A 23,357-nucleotide genomic window follows, 5' to 3' on the forward strand; every position below is an offset into this window, starting at 1 on the left:
GCTCTCACCGCGACGAAGGACGCGAATCCGCGAGCGGCATCGCGAGACCGGCGGCCGCCGGCGTGCGACGCCGGCGCAGCATGTCGCGCGTGATGCGCACGTGCTGCTCGGCGAACGCCTGCGTGGTCAGGTCGCGCTCGCGCAGGCACGCGGCCGCGGCGCGCGCGCACTCGAGCGCGGCGACCGGATCGGCCACGAAGCGGTCGGCGGCCTGGCGCATCGCCTGGGCATCGAACGCCTGCACGTAGGCGGCCGTGTCGTGCGGGAAGTAGTCGCTGAGCCCGCCGACGTCGGACACGATCATCGGCTTGCCGACCGCCGCCGCCTCGAGCATCACGGTGATGCCCGACGCGTGGAAGTTCGGCCGCAGCGGCACGACGATCACGTCGGCCCATGCGTACAGCTCGTGCTGCTTCGCGAGGCCCGATGCCGAGCCGATCTTCACGTTCGGCGCATGCCACTCGCGCGGCACGCGGCGGCGCGTCGCGAGCCGCACGTCGTAGCGCTCGTCGCCGCCGAACGCGGCGAGGAAGGTGCGCCAGTCGCGGTCGCGGTCGTTGCCGATCGCGGCGATCCGCAGCGGCCGGTTCGCCTGCCACTGCTGCGGCTCGACCGGCGGGAAATCCTGCGTGTTCAGCCCGTAGTACACGAACTCCGCGTCGCGCCCGAGATAGCGGCGGCACAGCTCGGCGTTGTCGCGGGCGAGTGTCGTCAGCGCGTCGGCACGGGCGAGCAGCTTGCGATACAGCCAGCGGCGCGCGCCGCCGAACGTGTTCCACTTGTCGAACAGCCACACGCTCTGCGCGAGCAGCAGCGGGCGCTTGCCCCGCGCGCCGGCGAGCTTCAGGACCAGCGCCGCGGCGAGGTGCTCCTGCTCGGTGTGCGTCCAGATCACGTCGGTGTCCAGCAGCGCGGCGCGATTGCGCCACGCGTGCACGACGTCGAAGCCGAGCGCTGCCTTCAGCGCACGGCGCGCAAGGCTCGCGACACGGTTCTCGCGCCGGTCCTGCGAATAGGTCAAGCGGAATTCGTCGGATTCGGCGTGGTGATAGCCGTACAGGCAGCCGATGTCCTCGCCTTTCCGGTAGGTCCGCGGATCGGCGCCGTAAAACAGGTGGACGTGAACCTTCGTTGCAGTCATGTCAGCCTCCGCCGTGCCGTGGGATGCCCCGACAGGCAGGCTTCAGGGAAATGAGCGGGTCGTACCATATCAAGCCCTCCGGGGGTGGCCATGCGTCGCGCGCGGCTCGTTCAAGACGTCACCGGCGGCATCGCCGCACGATGGGGGGCAAGGTTGGCGCGGCGCGCATCGCGTGCGCCGCGGCGCACCGCGCGCCAGTGCTCGCGCACGCGCTCGCGCTGCGCGGTGTGCAGCGACAGCAGCACGTGCGCGAAGCCCGGATAGACGCGCGTGCCGACCAGTGTCCACCACCACCACGCGAGCTCGCGCCGCATCGGCGGCAGATGCTCGCGCAGGATCAGGTGCAGGTTGTACGCGCCATTGCTGATCGCATTCAGCGAGGCGGCATCGCGCCGGTCGTCGTCGAAACGCTCGGCCGGGAAATGATCGACCGCGATCGCCGGGTCGTAGACGAGCTTCCAGCCTTCGCGCTGCACGTGCATGCTGAATGCCATGTCGTTGTGCACCTGCGCACCGGCGCCGCGCAGCCGCGTGTCGAAGCGCAACCGTTCGATCGCGGCGCGGCGGTAGCTCATGTTCGCGCCTTTCAGCATGTCGACTTCGCGCGCGCCGCCGACACCCAGGTGATGGTTGCCGATGATCTTGCCGGACACCGTGAGCTGGCCGACGAGCTCGCGCGACTCGTCGAGCACGCGGCCTTTCTCGTGCACCCAGTCGCGGCCGCCGACCGCACCGACGCGCGGATCGGCCAGGAACACGGCTTCGATGCGCGCGAGCCAGTCGGCGCGCGGCGCCGCATCGTCGTCGGTGATCGCGACGATGTCGCCGTTCGCCGAGTCGAGCCCCTTGTTCAGCGCGGCGACCTGCCCCGGCACGTCGACCGGCACGATCCGCAGCGGCAGCGCGCCGCCGACCGACGGATCGGCGAGGCGCTCGTGCGTGGCATCGTCCTCCGGGCGCGCGACGACGATCACCTCGTCGGGCAGCCGCTGCTGGCGCTGCAGCGCCAGCAGGCAGCGCGCGAGGTCGGCGGGACGCCGAAAGGTCGGAACGAGCACGGAAATTTTCATCGAGGATTCTCCATTCGGCCGGGCGGCGCGATGCGCGCCGGCCCGGTTTCGTGCAATGCGGTCAGGCGCTCAGGTATTCGTGGACGGCCGCATAGCCGCGGCCGTAGCCGCGCGCCTTCGGCGGCACGCCGTTGAAGATCCCGCCTTCCAGATCGACGCCCGCGGTACGCAGGCGCTTGATCGCGTCGGCGATCTCGCCTTCGGTATGCATCCCCGAGCGCAGCACCAGGAAGGTCGCGCCGGCCATGCGGCCGATGATGGTCGCGTCGGTCACCGCCAGCACCGGCGGCGAGTCGATCAGCACGATGTCGTAGCGCTTGCCGAGCCCTTCGAGGTATTGCGGCAGACGCGTCGACATCAGCAGCTCCGACGGGTTCGGCGGGCGCGTGCCGGCCGAGATGAACGACAGGCCCTGCACCGGCGTCTCGCGGATTGCGTCCTCGAGCGGCGACTGATCGCTCAGCAGCTCCGACAGGCCCGGCTGCGCGGTGAGGCCGAAGTAGCGGTCGAGCATCCCGCGGCGCATGTCGGCGTCGATCAGCAGCACGCGCTTGCCCGAATGCGCGAGCAGCACCGCGAGGTTGACCGTCAGGAAGCTCTTGCCAATACCCGGCGTCGGGCCGGTCAGCACGATCACGCGGTTCTTCGCGTCCATCATCGCGAACTGCATCGCGGTGCGCAGGCTGCGCATGCTTTCGACGCTCAGATCCTTCGGGCGCAGGCTCGCGAGGATCGGCCGCGCACGGCCGCCGCCCTTCTCGGCCATTGCGTCGAGCTTCACCTGCTCGGCGCTTTGCGGCACCAGCCCGTACAGCGGCAGGTTGAACGTCCGCTCGACGCGGTCCGGATCCTCGATGCCCTGGAACAGGTTGCGGCGCAGGAACACGACGCCGGTGCCGAGGATCATGCCCAGGAACACCGCAGCCGACAGGATCAGCACCTTCTTCGGCTTGATCGGGTCGCCCGGGCGCAATGCCGAGTCGATGAGGTGGATGTTGCCGCCCGTGCCAGCCTTCTGCACCGACAGTTCCTGCACGCGGTTCAGCAGCAGCACGTAGATGTCCTCGGCGACCTTCGCGTCGCGCTGGAGCTGGACGGCCTTCACTTCGGTCGCCGGCAGGCTGCGGAAGCGGTTGCTGAACTTGTCCTTCTCGCCCTGCAGTTCCGCGAGCTGCTGCTTCGCGGCGATCACCATCGGGTGCGAGTCGGTGAAGCGCTGCGCAAGCGACGCGAGCTGCAGGCGCTGGGCGGCGATCTGCTGCTCGTACTGCACGCTGCCCTGGAGGTAGACCTTCGCCTCGTCACTCGCGTTGATCGAGCCGGACGTGCGCTGATACTGCGTCAGCGCGGCTTCCGCACGCTCGAGATCGGCCTTCAGGCGCGGTTCCTCGCCCTTCAGGAAGTCGAGCATCTTGGTCGCTTCGGCCTGCTTCGCGACCACGTGCTGGTTCAGGTACGACCGCGCGAGCGCGTTCGCGATCTCGGCCGTCTGGTCCGGATTCTTGCCTTCGAGCGAGATCTGCACGACGCCCGTCTGCTTGCCCTGCTCGCTCACCTGGATGCCCGACTGGAAGCCGGTGATCGCGTCGAGATCGTTGTAGCGAACCACCGTGAACTGCGTGCCCGGACGCGCGACGAGCTTCTGCACGAGCAGCGTGACGCCGCCGCCGTGCTCCGATTCGCCGACCCGGCCCGACAGCAGGCGGCGGCCGTTCTGGTCGACCACCGTATAGGTGCCGTCCGGGCCGGCCGTCAGCGTCATCTTCTTGCCTTCGAGCTCCGGCACGACGTTGATCGAGTCGATATCGGCGACTTCGCCGCCCCACGCGTACGACCGCAGGCCGAACCACGCGCGCGACGGCTCGCCCGGCGTCGCGATGCGCGCGGCCAGGCTGCCGATCCCCGGCATCGTCTTCGGCACGACCGAGAAGTTCAGCTTGAACTGCTCGACGACCGGCGCGACGACGCCGCGGCTCTTGATGATCTCGATTTCCGCATCGGTCGGTGCCTGCTGCGGGCCGCTGTTGATCGATGCACCCGTCTGCGTCTGCGTGAGCGCCTGCGACGTATTGTCGTTGCCCTCGACCCGCACGTGCACGTCGGCCTGATAGACCGGCTTCGCGACGAAGCAGTACAGGCCGGCGAGCGCGATGACGGTCACCGCGATGCCGAGCAGCAGCCAGATGTCGTCCATGATCACCTGGAGCAACTGGCCGAGGACGACGTCCTCTTCCTCGGTTTTCGCGGTCAGACCCGCGTAGGTGTGTTTCGCTTGCGTGTTCACCATTCATTCCCGCTTGAGTGGTGCCGGGGGGCAGGTGCCACCCCGGCGGGCTATCAGCGCGTGATTTGCCGCATGAAGAAGATCGTCTGGATCGTCGGCAACACCTGCTGCAGCACACGGTTGAACTGCACCGAGCCGGCCGTGCTGACGTAGACGACGTCGAGCGGCTGGAGCGGGAAGCGGCTCGACAGCATCAGCGCATCCGGCTGCGTCATGTCGAGACGGAACACTTCCGGCTTCGTCGGGTTGTCATGCATCCCGCGCATCACGTAGATCTTGCGCGGGTTCGCATCGGTGTCGAGGATGCCGCCGCCGGACGTCAGCGCATCGGCGAGGGTCAGCCTGCCCTTGAGCATCGGCACGGTGACCGGCGTCTTGACCTCGCCCATGATGAACACGCGGCTGTCGCTGCGGTCCGGCACATTGATGATGTCGCCCGGCTGCAGCATCACGTTCTGCTTCACTTCGCCGCGATCGAGCACGCCGTTCGCGTCGAGCGTGTAGAGCTTGCCGTCGCGCGTCAGGCGCACGCGCTGCAGGTCGGCCTCGTTGGTCGAGCCGCCCGAGCGCGAGATCGCGTCGACCAGCGTCAGCGGCACGTCGCTCACCGCGAGCGGGCCCGGCTGCTTCACCTCGCCCGTCACCTGCACCTTCTGGCTGCGAAACGACAGCACGCGCACGTCGAGCTGCGGATTCTTCACATAGCGCGCAAGGGTGGACGCCATCTGCTCGCGGATCTGCGCGACCGTCTTGCCCGCCACGTGAATGCGGCCGACGAACGGGAAGAAGATCGTGCCGTCGGCCGACACGGTCTGGCCATACGGATCGGCCTGCCCCGGCAGCGCGGTCGTATACGGCTGCTGGAGCGCGCCCGCGACCGTCTGCGTCGTGTTGCCGCCGCTCGAGAACGACTGGCCCTGCGGCGTCGTCAGCTCGGGGTGATCCCACACCGTGACGCCGAGGATGTCCTGCGGGCCGACGCGGTAGACGTACTGCGACGGATCGGTGTAACGGCCCGGCGGCAGCGGGTGCTCGACCTGCTGCTTCTGCAGCTGATCCATCACCAGCTTGGCGTCGATGTAATGAACCGGATAGGTTTCGGCCTGCCCTTGGCGGCCTTCGTCCTTCAGGTTCGACGAATCGAGATAGTTGCCGGGCGCGGTCGCGCAGGCCGACAGGAATGTCGTCATCGCGACGGCAAGCGCCAGCGGGCGCATGGGACGTTTCAGCATAGTTTTTGCAGCCATCCTTGAACCAGACGTTCGATCAATGAGTAGCTCTCGCGATAGTCGGCCTCGGGGCCGCCATGCGGATCCGCGATCTCGGCGTCCTCCCACTTTCCAAGCAGGTGAACCTTGCCGCGCGCGAACGGATCGACCGATTCGACGGCCGCGATCTGTCCGCGCTCGCTCACGAGAATCAGGTCGGCGTCGCGCACGAGCCGGCGCGACAGCCGACGCGACCGGTGCGTCGTCGCATCGACGCCGCGCTCGGCGAGCAGTTGCCGCATCACCGGATCGATGCCGTCGCCATCGTTCGCGCGCACGCCCGCGGAGTGGAACGTCGCGCGCGGGCCGCCGCGCGACGCGGTGTGCGACTTGAACAGCATTTCCGCTGCCGGGCTGCGGCAGACGTTCGCGTGACAGACGATCAGGATGTTGCGGAACATGGCGTCTCGATTCGGGTAACGGGGAACGGTGACGCGCGGGTTACGCGTTCGCGCGCGCGGCGCCCGACACGCGGGCGGCGACGGCCTGACGCGAGCCTGGGCGGCCGATCGGGTGGTATTCGATACCCTGCTCGCTCATCGCTTCCGGCTCATACAGATTGCGGCCGTCGAAGATCACCGGCGACTTCCACTGCCGGCCGAGCGCGATGAAATCCGGGCTCTTGAACGCCTTCCATTCGGTGACGATCACGAGCGCGTCGGCATCGCGTGCGGCCTGAGCCTCGTCGTCGACGAAGGTGAGGCGTTCGAGCCAGCTCGGGTGATCGGCGAGATCGAGCGCCAGCACGCGGCGCGCTTCCTGCTGCGCGACCGGATCGTAGGCGGCGATGCGCGCACCGCGCGACAGCAGCTCGGCGATCAGCTCGCGGCTCGGCGCTTCGCGCATGTCGTCGGTGTTCGGCTTGAATGCCAGGCCCCAGATCGCGAACGTGCGGCCGGTCAGGTCCTCGCCGAAGCGCGCGACGATCTTGTCGGCGAGCACGCGCTTTTGCGTCGCGTTGACCGACGACACGGCCTTCAGGATCTGCAGCGACTGGCCATGCTCGTCGGCCGTGCGGATCAGCGCTTCGACGTCCTTCGGGAAGCACGAGCCGCCGTAGCCGCAGCCCGCATACAGGAAGTGGTAGCCGATGCGCGGATCGGAGCCGATCCCGCGGCGCACGGCCTCGATGTCCGCGCCGAAGCGGTCGGCCAGGTTCGCGAGCTCGTTCATGAACGAGATGCGCGTCGCGAGCATCGCGTTCGCCGCGTATTTCGTGAATTCGGCCGAGCGCACGTCCATGTACAGCGTGCGTTCGTGGTTGCGGTTGAACGGCGCGTAGAGCTTCTTCATCAGTTCGCGCGCGCGCTCGCCCGGCACGTCGTCGTCGCAGCCGATCACGATGCGGTCCGGCCGCGTGAAATCGTCGACCGCCGCGCCTTCCTTCAGGAATTCCGGATTCGACACGACCGAGAACATCGGGTCGTCGCCGCGCTTCGCGAGTTCGTCGGCGACCGCCGCGCGCACGCGCTCGGCCGTGCCGACCGGCACCGTCGACTTGTCGACGATCACCTTGAAGCCCTTCATGTAGCGGCCGATGTTGCGCGCCGCCGCGAGCACGTACTGCAGGTCGGCCGAGCCGTCCTCGTCGGGCGGCGTGCCGACCGCGATGAACTGCACGTCGCCATGCGCGACCGCGGCCTCGATGTCGGTCGAGAAGCGCAGGCGGCCCGCCGCGCGGTTGCGCGCGATGACTTCCTTGAGGCCCGGCTCGTGGATCGGCACGCCGCCGTTGTTCAGGATGTCGATCTTCGCCTGATCGACGTCGAGACAGAACACGTCGTGCCCGATGTCGGCGAGACAGGCGCCGGTGACAAGTCCTACGTAACCGCTGCCGATGATAGTCAGATTCATGATGTGTCGGACCTCGTGACCAATGATTCGAAATTCGTAAAACCGGAACGCCTGCGCGGGCGCTGCGTCAATAAGCGTTGCTGCCGGTGAAACCTTTCCAGAGCGTCAGCACGACGATCTTGATGTCGAGCCAGAACGACCAGTTCTGCATGTAGTACAGATCGAGCTTCACGCGTCCCATCATCTTCTCGATCTGATCGGTCTCGCCGCGAAAGCCGTTGATCTGCGCCCAGCCGGTGATGCCCGGCTTGATCCGGTAGCGGAACATGTAGCCCTTCACCAGATCCTTGTAGATGTCGTCGTGCGCGAGCGCATGGGGCCGCGGGCCGACCACCGACATCTCGCCCTTCAGCACGTTGATGAACTGCGGCAGTTCATCGAGGCTCGTGCGGCGCAGGAAGCGGCCGACCGGCGTCACGCGCGTGTCGTTCTTCGTCGCCTGCGTGACCTGCCCCGCGACTTCCTGATGCACCTTCATCGAGCGAAACTTGTAGATCTCGAACTCGTGCCCGTCGATGCCCTTGCGTTTCTGGCGGAAGAACACCGGCCCGCGCGACGTCAGCTTGATCAGGCACGCGATCAGCAGCATCAGCGGCGCCAGCGCCGTGAGCGCCGCCAGCGCGAACAGCCGGTCGAACACGAACTTCGGCAGGATCCGCACGTCGGTGATCGGCGACGCCGCGAGGTTGATCGCCGGCACGCCGAGCACCTCGACCACTTCCTGGTTGAAGAACGACAGCGTGCGCACGTCCGGAATGAAGCGGATATTCACGAAGTCGTGGCGGAACACCGTCACGATCTGGTGAATCCGGCGCTCCTCCGTGATCGGCAGCGTGAGCCACAGCTCGCTGATCGCGCGGCTGCGCACCAGCCACACCAGCGATTCGAACTGCCGCTCGATGCGCACGTCGTCGAGCGCGACTTCGCCCGGCACTTCGCTTTCGTCGTATACGCATACCGGGTTGAAGCCTGCTTCCGGCCGCGCCCGCATCTGCGCGATCAGCCGCCGCGCGGCCGGCGTACCGCCGACGATCGCGACCGCCTTCAGGTTGTAGCCGCCGCGCCGCAGTTGCCGCAGCACGACGTGCACGCAGGCCTTCGAGCCGGCGAGCAACGCCATCGTCACGAGCGCCCAATAGCCCAGCCACAGCCGCGACAGATCGCCCGACTGGTGGAAACTGAAGCTCATCAGGATGCCCGCGAGCTCGACCACCAGCCACGCGAACGCGACACGCCCCACCAGCCCGACGAGACGCTTGCCGCGCCACGACTGATAGATGCCGATCGCCGGAAAGAACACGACGACCAGCAGGCAGTCGAACAACACCGTCGTGCGCTGCAGATCGTTGAGCCAGATGCTGCCGTCGTGCAGCGCGGCGGCGATCAACGCCCCCAACACGACCATCGCGATATCGATGACTCTCGCCAGCACGCTCAACATGTTCGCTTCCTCTTTGAACAGGCGTTTGCCGAACAGCTCCTCGTGCAGCCCGTGCCGCACATTCGATTCAAACGTTGCATGACGCTATTGAAGCGGTAAGAAAATTCATCCTCAAGCTCACAAGTATTTCGAAAAATAATCGGAAATTCTTGCCGCGATATTCTTGAATTAAATCGGCACGTTTTCCCGAATCGAGCCCGAATCGGGGCTTTTTTTGAAAACTTTACGGTTCTCGCCAGCCCTTTGTGGCAAGGCATGCGCGCCCGATTCGTTGAATTATTTTTTATTTTTTCTTTGCGCCGGATGTCATCGCGGAAAATTTTCCCGGATACGTGCGCGAAGAGAATATCGCGCAAGGCGCCCGGTTTTATTGTCGATTTACTTCATGCTACAAACAGGCACTGACTTCAATCGAGGAGAGTGTCATCATGAATGCTCCGGCCGTGGTAGCCGATACGCGCCCATCTTCTTCCGCCGCAACCGACGCCGCTACGCGCGTCGCGGTGCAGCCGGTGATTCTTGCCGGCGGTTCGGGCACGCGTCTGTGGCCGATGTCGCGCGAACACTATCCGAAGCAGCTGATCGGCCTGCTTGGCGATCATTCGCTGCTGCAATCCACCGCGCTGAGGCTCGACGGCCTCTCGACCGGTCTTCCGCTGAACGACGACGTGCTGATCGTCTGCGGCGAGGATCACCGCTTCACCACCGCCGAACAACTGCGCCTGACCGGCAAGCGTGCATCGATCATGCTCGAGCCGCTCGGGCGCGACACCGCGCCCGCGCTGACGCTCGCCGCGCTGCGCATCGTCGCCGGCGGCAGCGATGCCGTGATGACCGTGATGCCGGCCGACCACGCGGTGGCCGACCAGGCGCGCTTTCATGCGGCGGTCGCGGCCGGCGTGCACTGCGCGGCACAAGGCAAGATCGCGACGATGGGCATCGTGCCGGGCCGCGCCGAAACGGGCTACGGCTATATCCGCGTCGGCGCACCGCTCGGCGACGCCGCCACCGGCGACCTCGACGTGCGCCGTCTCGACCGCTTCGTCGAGAAGCCGCATCTCGAGCTCGCGCAGCAGTACGTCGCGTCCGGCGAGTACTGGTGGAACAGCGGCATCTTCATCGTGCGCGCATCGGTGTGGCTGAACGCGATCCGCCAGCTCGAACCCGAGATCTACGCGGCCTGCGAGCAGGCCGTCGCAAACGGCAAGGAAGACGGCGACTTCTTCCGCGTCGATCGCGACGCGTTCGCCGCGTCGCCGTCCAACTCGATCGACTATGCGGTGATGGAGCCGCTCGCGAACCTGCCGCAACTGTGCGAAAGCGTGGTCGTGCCGCTCGACGCGGGCTGGTCGGACGTCGGCTCGTGGGACGCGATCTGGCAGATCCTGCCGAAGGACGATGCCGAGAACGTCGGCCGCGGCCACGTGCTGTTCGAAGACGCCACGTCGACCTTCGCGCATTCGGAAAGCCGGCTCGTCGCGTGCGTCGGCACGCAGAATCTTGTCGTCGTCGAAACACCCGACGCCGTGCTCGTCGCCGACAAGTCCCGCGTGCAGGACGTGAAGAAAATCGTCGGGCGCATCAAGGCCGCACGCGGCGCGGAAGCGACCGATCACCGCAAGGTCCACCGCCCGTGGGGCCATTACGACTCGGTCGACATGGGCGAGCGCTTCCAGGTGAAGCGCATCGTCGTGAAGCCGGGTGCGCGACTGTCGCTGCAGATGCACCACCACCGCGCCGAACACTGGATCGTCGTGCGCGGCACCGCGCGCATCACGCGCGGCGAGGAAACCTTCCTGCTGTCCGAAAACGAATCGACGTACATCCCGCTCGGCGTATCGCACCGTCTCGAGAACCCGGGCAAGATGCCGCTCGAGCTGATCGAAGTGCAGTCGGGCGCGTATCTCGGCGAGGACGACATCGTCCGCTACGACGATACCTACGGACGCCAGTGACGCAGTGGATGCGGGGCGCGCCGTCTCGACGGTGCGCCCCGCATCACGCGCATGGAGGAGACAAAAAAATGCGCGGGCGCCGTGACACACGACGACCCGCGCGTTTTCGTTCGGATGACGATCAACCTACACGATACGCATACTCGCGGCGATCCGACTGCACCGGGTCGTTGCGGCCCTCGGACAGCACACCCGAGCGACGCTCGGCGATGAAGCGCTTGATGTCCGACTCCGCACGCGCCAGCGCGGACAAGCCGGCCAGCACTTCGCCTTGCGGCACACGCACCGGCTCGTCGCTCGCACCATGGCGATCGATCCACTGGCGCGCCCAGTCGAGCGCGTACTGCTCCGCTGCTTCCGCGTCGGTAAAGCGCGGGCCGATCAGGCCCGAGCGCTCGACGCGCCGGTCGTCCTGCATGATCTCGGCCCACGCGCGGTACATCAGGTTCTGCACCGGCTGCGCGCTGCCGTAGATCGTATAGCCGCGATACTCGTCGACTTGCGGCTCGGCCGCGGCGAAGCTCGTGGCGGACGCCCGCCCGCGGCGCAACCCGGCGGGCGGCGCGCCGGGCACCGCGAACGACGCGCCGGACGGTTGGTCCGTGTTGGTGTTCGACATCGCGGCCAGCGTCGCGCCCTCGCCATCCCAAACGTTTGCCTGGGCAACCGGCAATTGCCACGACTCGGGGTTCTGCCAGAACACGCCGCGCAGACGATCGTTGTCGGGCACGGGTTCGGCACGGCACGCGGGCGCCACGGGCACGGGCGGCGGCGGCACATACGCGAACGTACGCCCGCTGAATTGGGTCAGCACGTCGATCATCTGCAGCAACGTGCCGTTCGCGAGCCACTCTTCGTAGCGGCGGCGGCACGTCGGCCCGGACGGATAGCGCCCGGGCAGTTTGGACCACGCTTCACCGGTCGTCAGGATCCACAGGACCGCGTTGGCGACAACGCGCGGTTCGGCACGTGGACGGCCTCGACGGTTCAGCCGGATGGGTTCATCGGCGATCAGCGTTGAAAGACGAACCCACTCTTCATCGTTAAGCTCATCGAAGAACATAGTAGATCTCTCCACGCAGCCAGGCCGGGCTGCGATTGTCGGCGCCGTCGTCACGCTTTGCGTGACGGGGCGGCCCGGTTGCACATTATGGTTATCCGATTGTTGTGCATGCCGGCGCGACACCGCACTTTCGCGGTGCCGCCATTCCCGGCAATGGCGCACAAATCACGGTCTCACTCCAATGTGGGAATTTTTGTGCACGAAGCATACCATCCTCAGGGTTTCTCTCAATATGACAATGACTTAATGTTACGTACTGAAACAACCTGGCATGGATGCGCAATCCATTTACGCATGAATTTTTTTACGCGATCTTTATGCGTGAGGCTGGGAAGCCCCGTCTGGCGGGGCTCTGCGGGGTGCGACCGAGGCCCGGCCGGCGCTCCTTCCAGGCTGTTCCGACCCTTCCCCGTAACAATCCCGGAAAGCGCCGCCTAAAATCGGTAAATCAGGGAAAACTTCGTAACAAGATATTCACGGATCGGTAAATCGTTCAAATCCCGCTGAACCGAATTATCTCCACGCACAATCTTTTTATTGCTTCCCTGCGAGTGATGAAAGCGATCTGACCGTGCAATGCACATTGTTTCCCGGCATGCAAGCGGGGACAGGCTTGTTACATCCTCGGGCCGAAGGGCAGCCGATCGCGCGACCGAGGCGGCGGGAAGACCGTGTGCGGGTCGGAACGACGCGCCGGACGGACGCTGCGCGCGGCCGTGTATATCAGCGCAGATCGCCGGCCAGCGACGCGGCCACGTCCGCTTCCACTGGTTGCGGCGGCAACGTATAGGCCGGGTGGTCGCAGCCGATCGACAGCGTCGCGCCGTCCTTGAGCGCCACGCGCATCGGCGCGCTCAATTCGAAGCGCACGAAATGCACGGCGGACGTCTTCTCCGCGTTGTCGCGATCGAGATCCTCGTCGGCGATCGCGTACACGGCGGGATGCCCGTCGACCTGCAGGTACACGCGATCCTCGACGCCGATCAGCCGCGCGAGCGCCGCCCGCCGTTCAGCCTCGTGCTCGTATTCGATCTGCAGCGTCGCCTTCAGGTTGGTGCCGTCGGGCACGAGCGGCAGATAGGCTTCCAGTTCGCCTTCGATGCCCGCCTCGTCGAAGATCTTCTCGATGTGCAGCATCTCCTGGATCTGGTAGCGGATCGTGGTCTCGTCCTCGAACAGCAAGCGCAGATGGTTGCCGAGCGCCACCGCGCGGCGGCGCTTGTGCGCGACGAGCCGCGCGTGTTCGGTCTTGCGGATCTTTGCGTACGCTTCGAGCGTGAGCAGCGATTCGCGGGTCAGCGTCATGGGATGTCCTCGGATAGGGTCAATGTCTTCGCCGGGTGGCTGCCTCAGATGCCGTACGCGCGGCGCAGCAGCGTCAACGGATGCGCGAGCGGCGCGGCCGGCAGCCCCTTCTCGTCGATGCCCTGCACGATGTGATGGCCGGCGAGCGCGCAGTCCGACGACACGAAGTCCGGCTTCGGCTCGGCCATCGCCTTGAACACGGGCGTGCCGATCCGCATCGCGTCCGCATGGAAGGCCTTCTTCACGCCGAACGTGCCCGCATGACCCGAACAGCGCTCGACCACGTTCACGCGCGTATCGGGCACGAGCGACAGCGTGTCGGCCGTCTTGCGGCCGATGTTCTGCACGCGCGCGTGGCACGGCACGTGATACGACACAGTGCCGAGGCCCTGCTTGAAATCGGTCTTCAGCAAACCGTCGCGATGCCGCGCGATCACGTATTCGAACGGATCCCAGAATGCATCGGCCACCGCGCGCACGGCTTCGTCGCCAGGGAACATCAGCGGCAGTTCGCTCTTGTACATCAGCACGCAGCTCGGGATCGCGCCGATCAGCGCGTAGCCTTCGCGCGCATAGCGCTCCAGCACCGGCATGTTCACGGCCTTCTTCGCGGCGACGCCCGCGAGATTGCCCTGCTCGAGCAACGGCATGCCGCAGCAGGCTTCGCGCGTGACGAGTTCGTACGGGATTTCGTTGTGCGCGAGGATCGCGAGCAGGTCGTGGCCGATGCCCGGCTCGTTGAAGTTCACGTAGCACGTCGCGTAGATCGCGACCTTGCCGGGCGTGCGCTCGCCGTCGCGCACCGGCGGGCCGTCCGAGCGCTTCGCGGTGCGCCGGAACTTGCGCGGCGCGAACTCCGGCAGCCACGCGTCGCGATCGACGCCGAGCGCCGCTTCGAGCGCGTGCCGCGCGGGCGGCGTGTGGTTCACCGCATTCACCGCCTGCGTGACGATCGGAATGCCCGCGAAATGGCCGAGCGCGTCGGTGTTCGACAGCACCTTGTCGCGCAGCGGCGCTTCGCCGCGCTGGTAGCGCGCGGCCTTCCCGCGCAGCATCAAGTGCGGGAAGTCGACGTTCCATGCGTGCGGCGGCACGTACGGGCACTTCGTCATGTAGCAGAGATCGCACAGGTAGCACTGGTCGACGACCTTGCCGAACGCCGCCTTCGGCACTTCGTCGATGGTGCCCGTCGGCGTGTCGTCGACGAGATCGAACAGCGTGGGGAATGCGCCGCACAGCGATACGCAGCGTCGGCACCCCGCGCAGATGTCGAACACGCGCGTCATTTCCGCATCGATCGCCGCCTGGTCGTAGAACGCTTCGGACTGCCAGTCGAGCGGATGCCGGGTCGGGGCTTCGAGACTGCCTTCCTTGTGGGGCATGGGGCGCTCCAGCGTGGCGCGCATGCGGTGGCGCGCATGCGCGCGGACGCGCCGCCCGCGCTATGCGGGCGGCGATCGACGCACGGCCGCCGGTCGGCGGAATTTGCCGACCGGGCCGTGCGGCCTTGCAGGGGGCCGCGTCAGTCGACGAGTGCGTCCAGCGCCTTCGTATAGCGGTTCGCGTGGCTGCGTTCGGCCTTCGCGAGCGTCTCGAACCAGTTCGCGATTTCGTCGAAGCCTTCGTCACGTGCGGCCTTCGCCATGCCCGGATACATGTCGGTGTATTCGTGCGTCTCGCCGGCGATTGCCGATTCGAGGTTCAGCCGCGACGAGCCGAACGGCAAACCCGTCGCCGGATCGCCGACTGCTTCGAGATATTCGAGGTGGCCGTGCGCATGGCCGGTTTCGCCTTCGGCGGTCGAGCGGAACAGCGCGGCGATGTCGTTCTGGCCTTCGACGTCAGCCTTCGAAGCGAAATACAGATAGCGCCGGTTCGCTTGCGATTCACCCGCGAATGCGGCCTTCAGATTCTCTTCGGTTTTGCTGCCCTTGAGTTGAGCCATTTGCGCCTCCGTTCGAGTCGGCGCAGCCGCGTGCGAAGCCGGGCCGATGATGTATGTAGGGCACGATGCGTGCGTGTGGCGCACGCGTCGTGCCTTTTAATCTAGGCGCTGGCGATCGCATCCCCCAATAGGCTTTTTCAATCCGGGCGATAGCGGGCGGAGTGAATTGGGGACGGTTTCAGTCCCTCGCTGCGGCGGCGCTTGCCGTGCGTCACGCGTCCGTCGCCCGCTTGAGCAGCAATTCCCTTTCGCGCTCGTTGCGGGTCAATTCCGCCGCGCGGCGGAACTCGATCTTCGCCTCGTCCGTGCGGCCGAGTTTCGCGAGCAGGTCGCCGCGCACGCTCGGCAGCCAGTGATAGCGCGCGAGCGCCGGATCGTCGCGCAGCACGTCGACGATTTCCAGCGCCGCGGCGGGCCCGAACGCCATCCCCACCGCCACCGCGCGGTTCAGCTCGACGACCGGCGACGGTGCGACTTCGGCGAGCGCGTCGTACAGCGCGACGATCTGCGCCCAGTCCGTTTCCGACGCGTGCCGCGCGCGTGCATGGCACGCCGCCAGCGCGGCCTGCAGCGCATACGGGCCGCGCACGCCGCCGAGCTTCGTGGCCCGCTCGAGCGCCGCGAGGCCGCGCCGGATCAGCAGCCGATCCCAGCGGCTGCGGTCCTGGTCGAGCAGCAGCACCGGCCGCCCCTGCGCATCGGTGCGTGCATGCATGCGCGACGCCTGCAGCTCCATCAACGCGACAAGCCCGAGCACTTCGCTTTCGTCCGGCACGAGCCCGGCCAGCACGCGGCCGAGACGCAGCGCCTCGTCGCACAACGCCGGGCGCGTCCAGTCGTCGCCGGCGGTCGCCGCATGGCCTTCGTTGAACACGAGGTAGATCACTTCGAGCACCGATGCGAGCCGTGCGGGCCGCGCGGCAGCGGACGGCACCTCGAACGGCACGCGTGCCGCCGCAAGCGTGCGCTTCGCGCGCACGATGCGCTGCGCGATCGTCGGCTCGGGCGCCAGGAACGCACGCGCGATCTCGCTCGTGGTCAGCCCGCCGAGCAGCCGCAGCGTCAGCGCGACGCGCGCATCGGTCGACAGCACCGGATGGCACGACGTGAAGATCAGCCGCAGCAGATCGTCGCCGATGTCGTCGTCGCTCGCGTCGGCGAGCGCCTCCGCGATGTCGGGCACGACGTGCGCTTCGAGCGCGTCCATTTCATGCCCGAGCTGATCGCGCTTCGCCGCATGCAGCGACTCCTGCCGGACCCGATCGAGCGCGCGCCGCTTCACGGCCGTCATCAGCCACGCGGCCGGGTTGTCGGGCACGCCGTCGACGGGCCAGTGCTCGAGCGCCGCGACGAGCGTGTCCTGCGCGAGCTCCTCGGCCACGCCGACGTCGCGCACCACGCGCGCGGCGCGGGCAATGATCTTCGGCGCCTCGATTCGCCAGACGGCCTCGATCGCACGATGGGTCGCCTCGCGCGTCACGACGCCGGCCCCTGCCCGATCGCGTCCTGCTCCACGAATACCAGTCCCCATTCGTGGCCGTCCGGATCGGCGAAATCGTGGCTGTACATGCCCGGGCACGCCTGCGCCTGACGCGGCACGGCGCCGCCGGCCGCCCGCGCCTTCGCAACCACCGCGTCGACCTCGGCACGGCTGTCGCACGACAGGCACGGCAGTACCTGTACGTGCGTCGCCGGTTCGACGATGGTCTTGCCGGTGAAGGTCTGGAAGAACGGCCGCACGAGCAGCATCACGAAGATCGCATCGCCGATCCGGATGCAGGCGCCCTGCTCGGTCGTGTAGGCCGGCACGACCTCGAAGCCGAGCGCGACATAGAACGCCGTCGCGCGCGGCAGGTCGGCCACCGGCAGGTTGATGAAGATCGTTTTGTGCATGAAGCGCGCTCCCGGCGACGATGGATTCAGACGGCCTGGCCGCGTCCGACATGGAGTTCGCGGAACCGCTCGACCGCGTCGCTGGGCGTCAGGTCGTCGAGCTCGAACAGCGGACGCACCTCGATCTCGCAGTCCATTTCCGCACCGAACGGCGCGGGGAACCGGCGCGTCCACTCGAGCGCCTCGTCGCGCGAGCGCACCTGGATCAGCGTATAGCCGGCAATCAGTTCCTTCGTCTCCGCGAACGGGCCGTCGACCACCGTGCCCTTGCCGCCGGTGTACCGCACGCGCCAGCCGCGCGCGCTCGGCCGCAGGCCGTTCGCATCGAGCAGCACGCCGGCCTTGGCCAGCTCCTCGTGATAGACCGTCATCGCCTCGACCAGCCGGTTGTCCGGCAATGCGTCGGATTCGCTGACGGCGTTCGCCCGGATCATGATCATGAATCGCATCGTTCACTCCTTGTCGTCGGTGAAAAGCGGCGTCCGTTCATCGGCGCCTTATCCGGACGACGGATGACAGGCTGCCGGATCGACATGCCGCGCGACGAGCACGGGTAAACACCAAGGCGCAGCCGTCACAGGAAGCACGGGCCGACCGCGCGCACTTCGACCGTGCACCATTGTGCAGCCGGACACTGGCGCGCGATCTCGATCGCTTCGTCGCGCGTGTCGACGTCGACGATGAAGAAGCCGCCGACCATTTCCTTCGCCTCCGCGAACGGGCCGTCGACGAGGCGCGTCTCGCCGTCGCGCACCTCGACGCGCGTCGCGCGTTCCGAGCGCTCCAGCGATTCGACGCCGCGCAGCACGCCGCGCGCTTTCAGCGTCTCGGCGAAATCGACCATCCGCGCGTAAAGCGCCTGCCCGTCTTCAAGCGTGCGTTCGGCGCGCTGGCCGGTCGGTTCGACAATCAACAGCATGTAGGACATGGAAATCTCCTGTTGGGGGCCGTGCGCGGAAGCGTTCGGATCGCAGGCCGGAATGACACGTCAGGTGCGAAGCGTAACAGCCCCGGCCGGCCCTGCCGTCATCGTTGGCCATTCGGCACTGGCCTGATGGCCAATTCGATCGCGGCACGCGATTTTGCCGTCAAGATGCCTCCCGAACCTTCGAATTTTCTTCCTGTGTGCCACGCCATGTCACCCCTGCCGTCACCGCTCGCGCTTGCCGCCTTTCTCGTCCTGTCCGTTCCGCCCGCCACCGCCGCGTTGCCGGTCAGCGCGGGCTGCGGCGGCGCCACCACGGCGATCGCCGACATCCGGCATCCCGCGGGCCGCTCGCCGCTGGCCGGGCACACCACGTCGATCGAAGCGGTCGTCACCGCGGCATTCGGCGGCCCCGATGGCTTCGGCGGATTCTTCGTCCAGCAGGCTGACGCGCAGCGGCGACGCCGGCCGGGCGTGCCGGAAGGCCTGTTTGTGTATGCGCCGAATGCGCACGTCCGGCCGGGCGAGCGCGTGCACGTCACCGGCAGGATCGAGCAGAAATACGGCCGGACGCAACTCGCGTTGGCAGGCCGCGTGGCCGTCTGCGCGCGCGGGCAGGGCGTCACGCCGGTCGCGCTGATGCTGCCGGTCGACAGCGAGTCGGTATTCGCCGCGCATGAAGGCATGCGGGTGCGCTTTCCGCAAACGCTGACGGTCAGCGATACTTACGAACTCGGCCGCTACGGCAGCATCGTGCTCAGCCATGGCCGCCTGTACATGCCGACTCACGTGGTGCCGCCGGCCGAAGCCGCCGCGCAGGCGGCGGCCAATGCACGCAACCGCATCGTGCTCGACGACGGTTCGAGCCGCGTGAACCCTGCGACCGCCCGCTATCCGCCGCCTGCGCTGAGCGCCGCCAACACGCTGCGCGCGGGCTACACGGTGCGCGGCATCGAAGGCGTGCTCGAGCGGCGCTACGGCACGTGGCGACTGCAGCCCGTATCGTCCTCGGCGCCCGCCTTCGATGCCGCGTCGAATCCGCGGGCCGATGCGCCGGCACGGCATCCGCAAGCCGACGTGCGGGTCGCGTCATTCAACGTATTCAACTACTTCAACGGCGACGGCGCGGGCGGCGGCTTCGGCGATCCGTCCGGCCGCGGCGCGAAGACGCCCGCCGCCTTCGCTCGGCAGGACGCGAAGCTCGTGGCCGCGCTGCGTGCGCTGCGCGCCGACGTGATCGGCCTGATGGAAATCGCGAACAACGGTCACGGCCCTGCGAGCGCCGTGCAGCGGCTCGCGGCCCGGCTCGGCGGCAACTGGCGCGCGGTCGACCCCGGCACCGCACGGCTCGGGCGCGATGCGATCGCGGTCGCGCTGCTGTATGACAGCCGGACGATCGAGCCCGTCGGGCGCGCCGCGACCATCGCGCTCGACGGCCGGAATCGCCCGCCGCTCGCGCAGACGTTCCGTCGCATCGGCGGCACCCGCGCGTTCACGGTCGCAGTCAACCACCTGAAGTCGAAGAACTGCCCGCACGCCACCGGCCCGGATCTCGACCAGTCGGACGGCCAGGGCTGCTGGAATGCGACGCGTACGCGCGCGGCTGAACGCGTCGCCGCCTGGCTTGCCACGTCGCCGACCGGCGCCGCGGCCGACGGCGTGCTGCTGATCGGCGATCTGAACAGCTACGCGAAGGAAGACCCGCTGCGCGCGCTCGAATCGCGCGGCTACGCCAACCTCGTCGCCCGCTTCGCCGGCAATGCCGGCTACTCCTATGTATTCCGCGGCGAAGCGGGGAACCTCGACCACGCACTCGCCACGCCGCCGCTCGCCGCCCGCGTGAAAGCCGTGCATGCCTGGCACATCAACGCCGATGAACCGATTGCACTGCAAGCCGTGCCCGATTACAAAACCCCGGCGCAACAGGCCGCCTATTACGCACCCGATGCATACCGTTCGTCGGATCACGATCCCGTCGTCATCGACCTTGCGCTGGAGGAAGGCGCCACCTGAGCCGCCGCGGGCACAAACCCTGCTCAACGAAAGAATGGCAATTAGTGCAATTGCATCAACAGAACGCGTGCAACGGCACTATTTACCTGACAGGCCGGGCGACGCCATATTTACCGGGCTTTCACGGCGGCAATGGTCTCCTTTATGGCGCTTCGCCCGATCTCGAAATTTTTTCAACCGCCGCCTGACCCCATCGCGCGGTGCTTCCGGGGGATCTTGCCGACGAATTGAAAATTTGTCTCGAAACTCAATTGGCTGATTTGAATCACACTGGTTGCTGGGATTCGTCTTATCTTCAAATTGGCCTGTAAATCAAATCGAAGGAGGATAAACACCATGGCGCTCACTGACTCGATCGAACACAAGCTGGACCGCGGCCTGTCCGAAATCCGTCGCACCGGCCGCCGCGTCGGACGCACGACGCGCTCGGCCGCCCGCGACCTGCATGCGGACGTGACCGACGATCTGCGCGGGCTGGTCGATGAACTGGAAGACCTGCTGAAGAACGATGGCGACGGCGATATCGCCGCGCTGCGCAAGCGTGTGCAGGCGCGGCTCGACGAAGCGCGCAGCACGCTCGACCACGCGTCGGGTAGCGCGGCCGCCCGGTTGCGCGATTCGGCCGAACGCGTGTCGCAAGCCGTGCACGAGAACCCGTGGCAGACCGCGGGCGTCGTCGCGGGCCTCGCGTTCGCCGCCGGCCTGCTCCTTTCCCGCCGTTGAACGGGGCCGGTTGCCCCGCTGCCCGGACCCCTGCCCGGACCGTCCCTCCTCAACCCGACAACGAAGGAGAATCGCCATGCAGAAATCCCTCGCCCTGAAAGCCGCCACCGCCGTCATGGTCGGCAGTCTCGCCCTTGCCGGTTGCACCATGACGTCCGACAAACCCGACAACGCAGCAGCCAGCGCGTCGAAACGCCAATCGATCGACGCGAGCGTGAACGCGACGCTGTCGCGCCTCTATTCGACGGTGCCGGGCTCGCGTGAACTCGTCGCGAAATCGCGCGGCGTGCTCGTGTTCCCGAACGTGCTGCAGGCCGGCCTGATCGTCGGCGGCCAGTCCGGCAACGGCGCATTGCGTGTCGGCGGCAACACCGTCGGCTACTACAACACGTCGTCGCTGTCGGTCGGCCTGCAGGCCGGCGCGCAATCGAAGGCGATCGTGTTCCTGTTCATGACGCAGGATGCGCTCGACTCGTTCCGCAAGTCCGAAGGCTGGTCGGCCGGCGCCGACGCCTCCGTCGCGGTCGTGAAGGTCGGCGCGAACGGCGCGATCGATTCCAACACGGCCACCGCACCGGTCCAGGTCCTGGTGCTGACCAACGCCGGCCTGATGGGCGACCTGTCGGTGAACGGCACCAAGGTCACCCGGCTCCACATCTGACGATCCGGCGCGGCGCCGCCGCGTCCCTTCCCGCCAACGCCGCGGCTCCGGCCGCGGCGTTTTCGCGTGCGCCGCGCGCAGCGGCTATGATGGCGACACCTTTGCGGGCATACTGCCGGTCGGGCCGCCTGCAGCGCGCTTCGCCGCGAACCCGTGACGTTCGCGAGCCGATCGCGCCCGAGGCAACGAGATTCAATCAAACCAGGCATCAATCTGCGCGAACCATCCATGGATAGCGGACACGATCACCAAAAATTCTTTTATTTCCTGCTGTTCGCGGTCACCGTCGGACTGTGCTGGATACTCGCGCCGTTCTCCGGCGCCGTCTTCTGGGGCACCATTCTCGCGATCCTGTTCCAGCCGGTGCAGCGCTGGCTCGCCGCGCGTTTCGGCAAGCGGCGCAACCTCGCCGCGCTCGTATCGATGTCGCTGATCATCCTGATCGTGATCCTGCCGCTCGTGTTCGTCACGGCGACGCTCGTGCAGGAAATCGCGTACGTGTACCAGGAACTGAAGGACGCGCAGCCGAATTATTCGCGGTACTTCCATGACATCATTCACGCGCTGCCGACGTCGATCCAGAACCTGCTGCAGAAGTACGGGCTGTCCAACATCCCCGGCATCCAGAAGAAGCTGACCGACGGCGCCGCGCAGATCAGCCAGTTCGCGGCGACCCAGGCACTCAGCATCGGCCAGAACACGTTCCAGTTCGTCGTCAGCTTCGGCGTGATGCTGTACATGGTGTTCTTCCTGCTGCGCGACGGCGGCGAGATCGGCCGCCGCGTGCGCCGCTCGATACCGCTCGACGAAGAGCACAAGAACCTGCTGCTCGCGAAGTTCACGACGGTGGTGCGCGCAACCGTGAAAGGCAATATCGCGGTCGCGCTCGTGCAGGGCGCGCTCGGCGGCCTGATCTTCTGGATCCTCGGGATCGAGGGCGTCGTGCTGTGGGGCGCGCTGATGGCGTTCCTGTCGCTGCTGCCGGCGATCGGCGCGAGCCTCGTGTGGATACCCGCCGCGCTCTACTTCCTCGCGATCGGCGCGATCTGGAAATGCGTGATCCTCGTCGCGTTCTGCGTCGGCGTGATCGGCCTCGTCGACAACCTGCTGCGCCCGATCCTCGTCGGCAAGGACACGAAGATGCCCGACTGGGTCGTGCTGATCTCGACGCTCGGCGGGATGGCGCTGTTCGGGATCAACGGCTTCGTGATCGGGCCGCTCGTCGCCGCGCTGTTCATGGCAAGCTGGGACATCTACGCGCGCTCCGAACAGGGAGAATGACGCCGCGCGTCACGGATGACGAATCCTGATCACGACGGGCGCCACGGCGCCCGTTTTCATTTCCGGCCCTGCCACCGTCATCACGCCGCCATGCGGGCCAATGCGATGAGCGCGCCCCGATACGAGCGGCACGCTTCGATCGTCGCGTGCATCGCGCCAGGTCGCGCGAATCTCCGCTCCCGCCGACTGCACAAGCGGCTCGCCGTCCGGCCTCACGAGCGCCACGTGCGCACCCGGCAGGCGCCGGCCGTGCGCATCGAACCGGAGCGTCGCCGCCGTCGCGGTGTCCACCGCTTCGATCGACGGCGCGTCGAATGTCACGTCGTACAGATCGACGAGCGCACCGGTGAATCGCACGATGCCATCCGCATTCGCGTGCTCGGCCGCGCCGGCGCCTGACATCGCGCACGCGATGCCGAGCCCCGCTGCGATGACTCGCAGCCTGTCGTACATGCGCCGCATCGTTCGATCGCGCATCACCGCCGATGCCGCGTGCGTTGCCTTCGTTCGCATGTTTCCCTCCCTTCTCGCGCGC

Annotated in this window: 21 protein-coding genes; 5 read left to right on the forward strand and 16 right to left on the reverse strand. The window is 67.1% G+C overall.

The window, feature by feature from the left end; genetic code table 11:
• Positions 1-4 precede the first annotated feature (4 nt).
• The 7 genes from ACVK00_RS02050 to ACVK00_RS02080 all read right to left on the reverse strand — a co-directional run bounded on the left by ACVK00_RS02050 (position 5) and on the right by ACVK00_RS02080 (position 9,058).
• Entirely contained in the window at positions 5-1,141 is a 1,137-nt protein-coding gene (locus tag ACVK00_RS02050) for a glycosyltransferase family 4 protein (RefSeq protein ID WP_284893709.1), read from the reverse strand.
• 110 nt (positions 1,142-1,251) lie between these two features.
• Complete coding sequence (locus tag ACVK00_RS02055) at positions 1,252-2,211, reverse strand: glycosyltransferase family 2 protein (RefSeq protein ID WP_228909410.1); 960 nt, start codon at positions 2,209-2,211, stop codon at positions 1,252-1,254.
• Positions 2,212-2,272: 61 nt separating this feature from the next.
• Positions 2,273-4,498, reverse strand: a complete 2,226-nt coding sequence (locus ACVK00_RS02060; RefSeq protein ID WP_284893706.1) for a polysaccharide biosynthesis tyrosine autokinase — start codon at positions 4,496-4,498, stop codon at positions 2,273-2,275.
• A 50-nt stretch (positions 4,499-4,548) separates the two neighbouring features.
• Positions 4,549-5,727 (reverse strand): polysaccharide biosynthesis/export family protein, encoded by a 1,179-nt coding sequence (locus ACVK00_RS02065; RefSeq protein WP_228909408.1) that lies wholly within the window; start codon positions 5,725-5,727, stop codon positions 4,549-4,551.
• Positions 5,721-6,164 carry a low molecular weight protein-tyrosine-phosphatase gene (locus ACVK00_RS02070; protein WP_166724168.1) on the reverse strand — a complete coding sequence of 148 codons (444 nt, stop codon included), beginning with the start codon at positions 6,162-6,164 and terminating at the stop codon, positions 5,721-5,723. Before ACVK00_RS02070 ends, ACVK00_RS02065 begins: the two co-directional genes overlap by 7 nt.
• 40 nt (positions 6,165-6,204) lie before the next feature.
• Positions 6,205-7,617 (reverse strand): UDP-glucose dehydrogenase family protein, encoded by a 1,413-nt coding sequence (locus ACVK00_RS02075; protein WP_228909407.1) that lies wholly within the window; start codon positions 7,615-7,617, stop codon positions 6,205-6,207.
• A gap of 67 nt (positions 7,618-7,684) precedes the next feature.
• Positions 7,685-9,058, reverse strand: a complete 1,374-nt coding sequence (locus ACVK00_RS02080) for an undecaprenyl-phosphate glucose phosphotransferase (protein ID WP_034176447.1) — start codon at positions 9,056-9,058, stop codon at positions 7,685-7,687.
• Positions 9,059-9,486: 428 nt separating this feature from the next.
• On the opposite strand from ACVK00_RS02080, the gene ACVK00_RS02085 reads away from it, so the two are divergent.
• Complete coding sequence (locus ACVK00_RS02085; protein WP_284893699.1) at positions 9,487-11,013, forward strand: mannose-1-phosphate guanylyltransferase/mannose-6-phosphate isomerase; 1,527 nt, start codon at positions 9,487-9,489, stop codon at positions 11,011-11,013.
• Between the two features lie 121 nt (positions 11,014-11,134).
• Here the strand turns inward: ACVK00_RS02085 and ACVK00_RS02090 are convergent, their stop codons facing one another.
• The 8 genes from ACVK00_RS02090 to ACVK00_RS02125 all read right to left on the reverse strand — a co-directional run bounded on the left by ACVK00_RS02090 (position 11,135) and on the right by ACVK00_RS02125 (position 18,147).
• Positions 11,135-12,076: a transposase gene (locus ACVK00_RS02090; RefSeq protein WP_228910054.1), complete on the reverse strand. Its 942-nt coding sequence runs from the start codon at positions 12,074-12,076 to the stop codon at positions 11,135-11,137.
• 723 nt (positions 12,077-12,799) lie between these two features.
• Positions 12,800-13,381 carry a DUF3501 family protein gene (locus ACVK00_RS02095; RefSeq protein ID WP_284893697.1) on the reverse strand — a complete coding sequence of 194 codons (582 nt, stop codon included), beginning with the start codon at positions 13,379-13,381 and terminating at the stop codon, positions 12,800-12,802.
• 44 nt (positions 13,382-13,425) lie between these two features.
• A complete protein-coding gene (locus ACVK00_RS02100; protein ID WP_284893695.1) occupies positions 13,426-14,763 on the reverse strand; it encodes a heterodisulfide reductase-related iron-sulfur binding cluster in 1,338 nt (445 codons plus the stop codon).
• Between the two features lie 140 nt (positions 14,764-14,903).
• A complete protein-coding gene (locus ACVK00_RS02105) occupies positions 14,904-15,326 on the reverse strand; it encodes a rubrerythrin family protein (protein WP_006752513.1) in 423 nt (140 codons plus the stop codon).
• Positions 15,327-15,537: 211 nt separating this feature from the next.
• Positions 15,538-16,806, reverse strand: a complete 1,269-nt coding sequence (locus ACVK00_RS02110; protein WP_354123178.1) for an RNA polymerase sigma factor — start codon at positions 16,804-16,806, stop codon at positions 15,538-15,540.
• A complete protein-coding gene (locus ACVK00_RS02115) occupies positions 16,803-17,219 on the reverse strand; it encodes a VOC family protein (RefSeq protein ID WP_284893687.1) in 417 nt (138 codons plus the stop codon). The genes ACVK00_RS02110 and ACVK00_RS02115 overlap by 4 nt, the downstream gene beginning before the upstream one ends.
• A 26-nt stretch (positions 17,220-17,245) precedes the next feature.
• Positions 17,246-17,668 (reverse strand): YciI family protein, encoded by a 423-nt coding sequence (locus ACVK00_RS02120; RefSeq protein WP_006752516.1) that lies wholly within the window; start codon positions 17,666-17,668, stop codon positions 17,246-17,248.
• A 125-nt stretch (positions 17,669-17,793) separates the two neighbouring features.
• Positions 17,794-18,147: a YciI family protein gene (locus tag ACVK00_RS02125; protein WP_138850166.1), complete on the reverse strand. Its 354-nt coding sequence runs from the start codon at positions 18,145-18,147 to the stop codon at positions 17,794-17,796.
• A 207-nt stretch (positions 18,148-18,354) separates the two neighbouring features.
• Here ACVK00_RS02125 and ACVK00_RS02130 point away from each other — a divergent pair, with 207 nt between their 5' ends.
• From ACVK00_RS02130 to ACVK00_RS02145, 4 genes are all read left to right on the forward strand, one after another.
• The gene (locus tag ACVK00_RS02130; RefSeq protein WP_284893675.1) at positions 18,355-20,157 is read left to right on the forward strand and encodes an ExeM/NucH family extracellular endonuclease; all 1,803 of its coding nucleotides are present in this window, start codon (positions 18,355-18,357) and stop codon (positions 20,155-20,157) included.
• 336 nt (positions 20,158-20,493) lie between these two features.
• Entirely contained in the window at positions 20,494-20,880 is a 387-nt protein-coding gene (locus ACVK00_RS02135) for a DUF883 family protein (protein ID WP_166725263.1), read from the forward strand.
• Positions 20,881-20,956: 76 nt separating this feature from the next.
• Positions 20,957-21,541, forward strand: a complete 585-nt coding sequence (locus ACVK00_RS02140) for a BPSL1445 family SYLF domain-containing lipoprotein (RefSeq protein WP_284893670.1) — start codon at positions 20,957-20,959, stop codon at positions 21,539-21,541.
• Positions 21,542-21,769: 228 nt separating this feature from the next.
• Positions 21,770-22,822, forward strand: a complete 1,053-nt coding sequence (locus tag ACVK00_RS02145; RefSeq protein ID WP_006753353.1) for an AI-2E family transporter — start codon at positions 21,770-21,772, stop codon at positions 22,820-22,822.
• Between the two features lie 9 nt (positions 22,823-22,831).
• Here the strand turns inward: ACVK00_RS02145 and ACVK00_RS02150 are convergent, their stop codons facing one another.
• A complete protein-coding gene (locus ACVK00_RS02150; protein ID WP_284893667.1) occupies positions 22,832-23,335 on the reverse strand; it encodes a thioesterase in 504 nt (167 codons plus the stop codon).
• Positions 23,336-23,357: the final 22 nt, after the last annotated feature.

Source organism: Burkholderia sp. PvR073 (assembly GCF_054055695.1).

Bases quoted from the DNA above. Each gene is read 5' to 3' on its own strand.
- ACVK00_RS02130 (WP_284893675.1), top strand. From the start codon at position 18,355: ATGTCACCCCTGCCGTCACCGCTCGCGCTTGCCGCCTTTCTCGTCCTG.
- ACVK00_RS02075 (WP_228909407.1), bottom strand. From the start codon at position 7,617: ATGAATCTGACTATCATCGGCAGCGGTTACGTAGGACTTGTCACCGGC.
- ACVK00_RS02145 (WP_006753353.1), top strand. From the start codon at position 21,770: ATGGATAGCGGACACGATCACCAAAAATTCTTTTATTTCCTGCTGTTC.
- ACVK00_RS02085 (WP_284893699.1), top strand. From the start codon at position 9,487: ATGAATGCTCCGGCCGTGGTAGCCGATACGCGCCCATCTTCTTCCGCC.
- ACVK00_RS02050 (WP_284893709.1), bottom strand. From the start codon at position 1,141: ATGACTGCAACGAAGGTTCACGTCCACCTGTTTTACGGCGCCGATCCG.
- ACVK00_RS02090 (WP_228910054.1), bottom strand. From the start codon at position 12,076: ATGTTCTTCGATGAGCTTAACGATGAAGAGTGGGTTCGTCTTTCAACG.
- ACVK00_RS02065 (WP_228909408.1), bottom strand. From the start codon at position 5,727: ATGCTGAAACGTCCCATGCGCCCGCTGGCGCTTGCCGTCGCGATGACG.
- ACVK00_RS02120 (WP_006752516.1), bottom strand. From the start codon at position 17,668: ATGCGATTCATGATCATGATCCGGGCGAACGCCGTCAGCGAATCCGAC.
- ACVK00_RS02095 (WP_284893697.1), bottom strand. From the start codon at position 13,381: ATGACGCTGACCCGCGAATCGCTGCTCACGCTCGAAGCGTACGCAAAG.
- ACVK00_RS02060 (WP_284893706.1), bottom strand. From the start codon at position 4,498: ATGGTGAACACGCAAGCGAAACACACCTACGCGGGTCTGACCGCGAAA.
- ACVK00_RS02140 (WP_284893670.1), top strand. From the start codon at position 20,957: ATGCAGAAATCCCTCGCCCTGAAAGCCGCCACCGCCGTCATGGTCGGC.
- ACVK00_RS02135 (WP_166725263.1), top strand. From the start codon at position 20,494: ATGGCGCTCACTGACTCGATCGAACACAAGCTGGACCGCGGCCTGTCC.
- ACVK00_RS02070 (WP_166724168.1), bottom strand. From the start codon at position 6,164: ATGTTCCGCAACATCCTGATCGTCTGTCACGCGAACGTCTGCCGCAGC.
- ACVK00_RS02125 (WP_138850166.1), bottom strand. From the start codon at position 18,147: ATGTCCTACATGCTGTTGATTGTCGAACCGACCGGCCAGCGCGCCGAA.
- ACVK00_RS02080 (WP_034176447.1), bottom strand. From the start codon at position 9,058: ATGTTGAGCGTGCTGGCGAGAGTCATCGATATCGCGATGGTCGTGTTG.
- ACVK00_RS02150 (WP_284893667.1), bottom strand. From the start codon at position 23,335: ATGCGAACGAAGGCAACGCACGCGGCATCGGCGGTGATGCGCGATCGA.
- ACVK00_RS02115 (WP_284893687.1), bottom strand. From the start codon at position 17,219: ATGCACAAAACGATCTTCATCAACCTGCCGGTGGCCGACCTGCCGCGC.
- ACVK00_RS02100 (WP_284893695.1), bottom strand. From the start codon at position 14,763: ATGCCCCACAAGGAAGGCAGTCTCGAAGCCCCGACCCGGCATCCGCTC.
- ACVK00_RS02105 (WP_006752513.1), bottom strand. From the start codon at position 15,326: ATGGCTCAACTCAAGGGCAGCAAAACCGAAGAGAATCTGAAGGCCGCA.
- ACVK00_RS02055 (WP_228909410.1), bottom strand. From the start codon at position 2,211: ATGAAAATTTCCGTGCTCGTTCCGACCTTTCGGCGTCCCGCCGACCTC.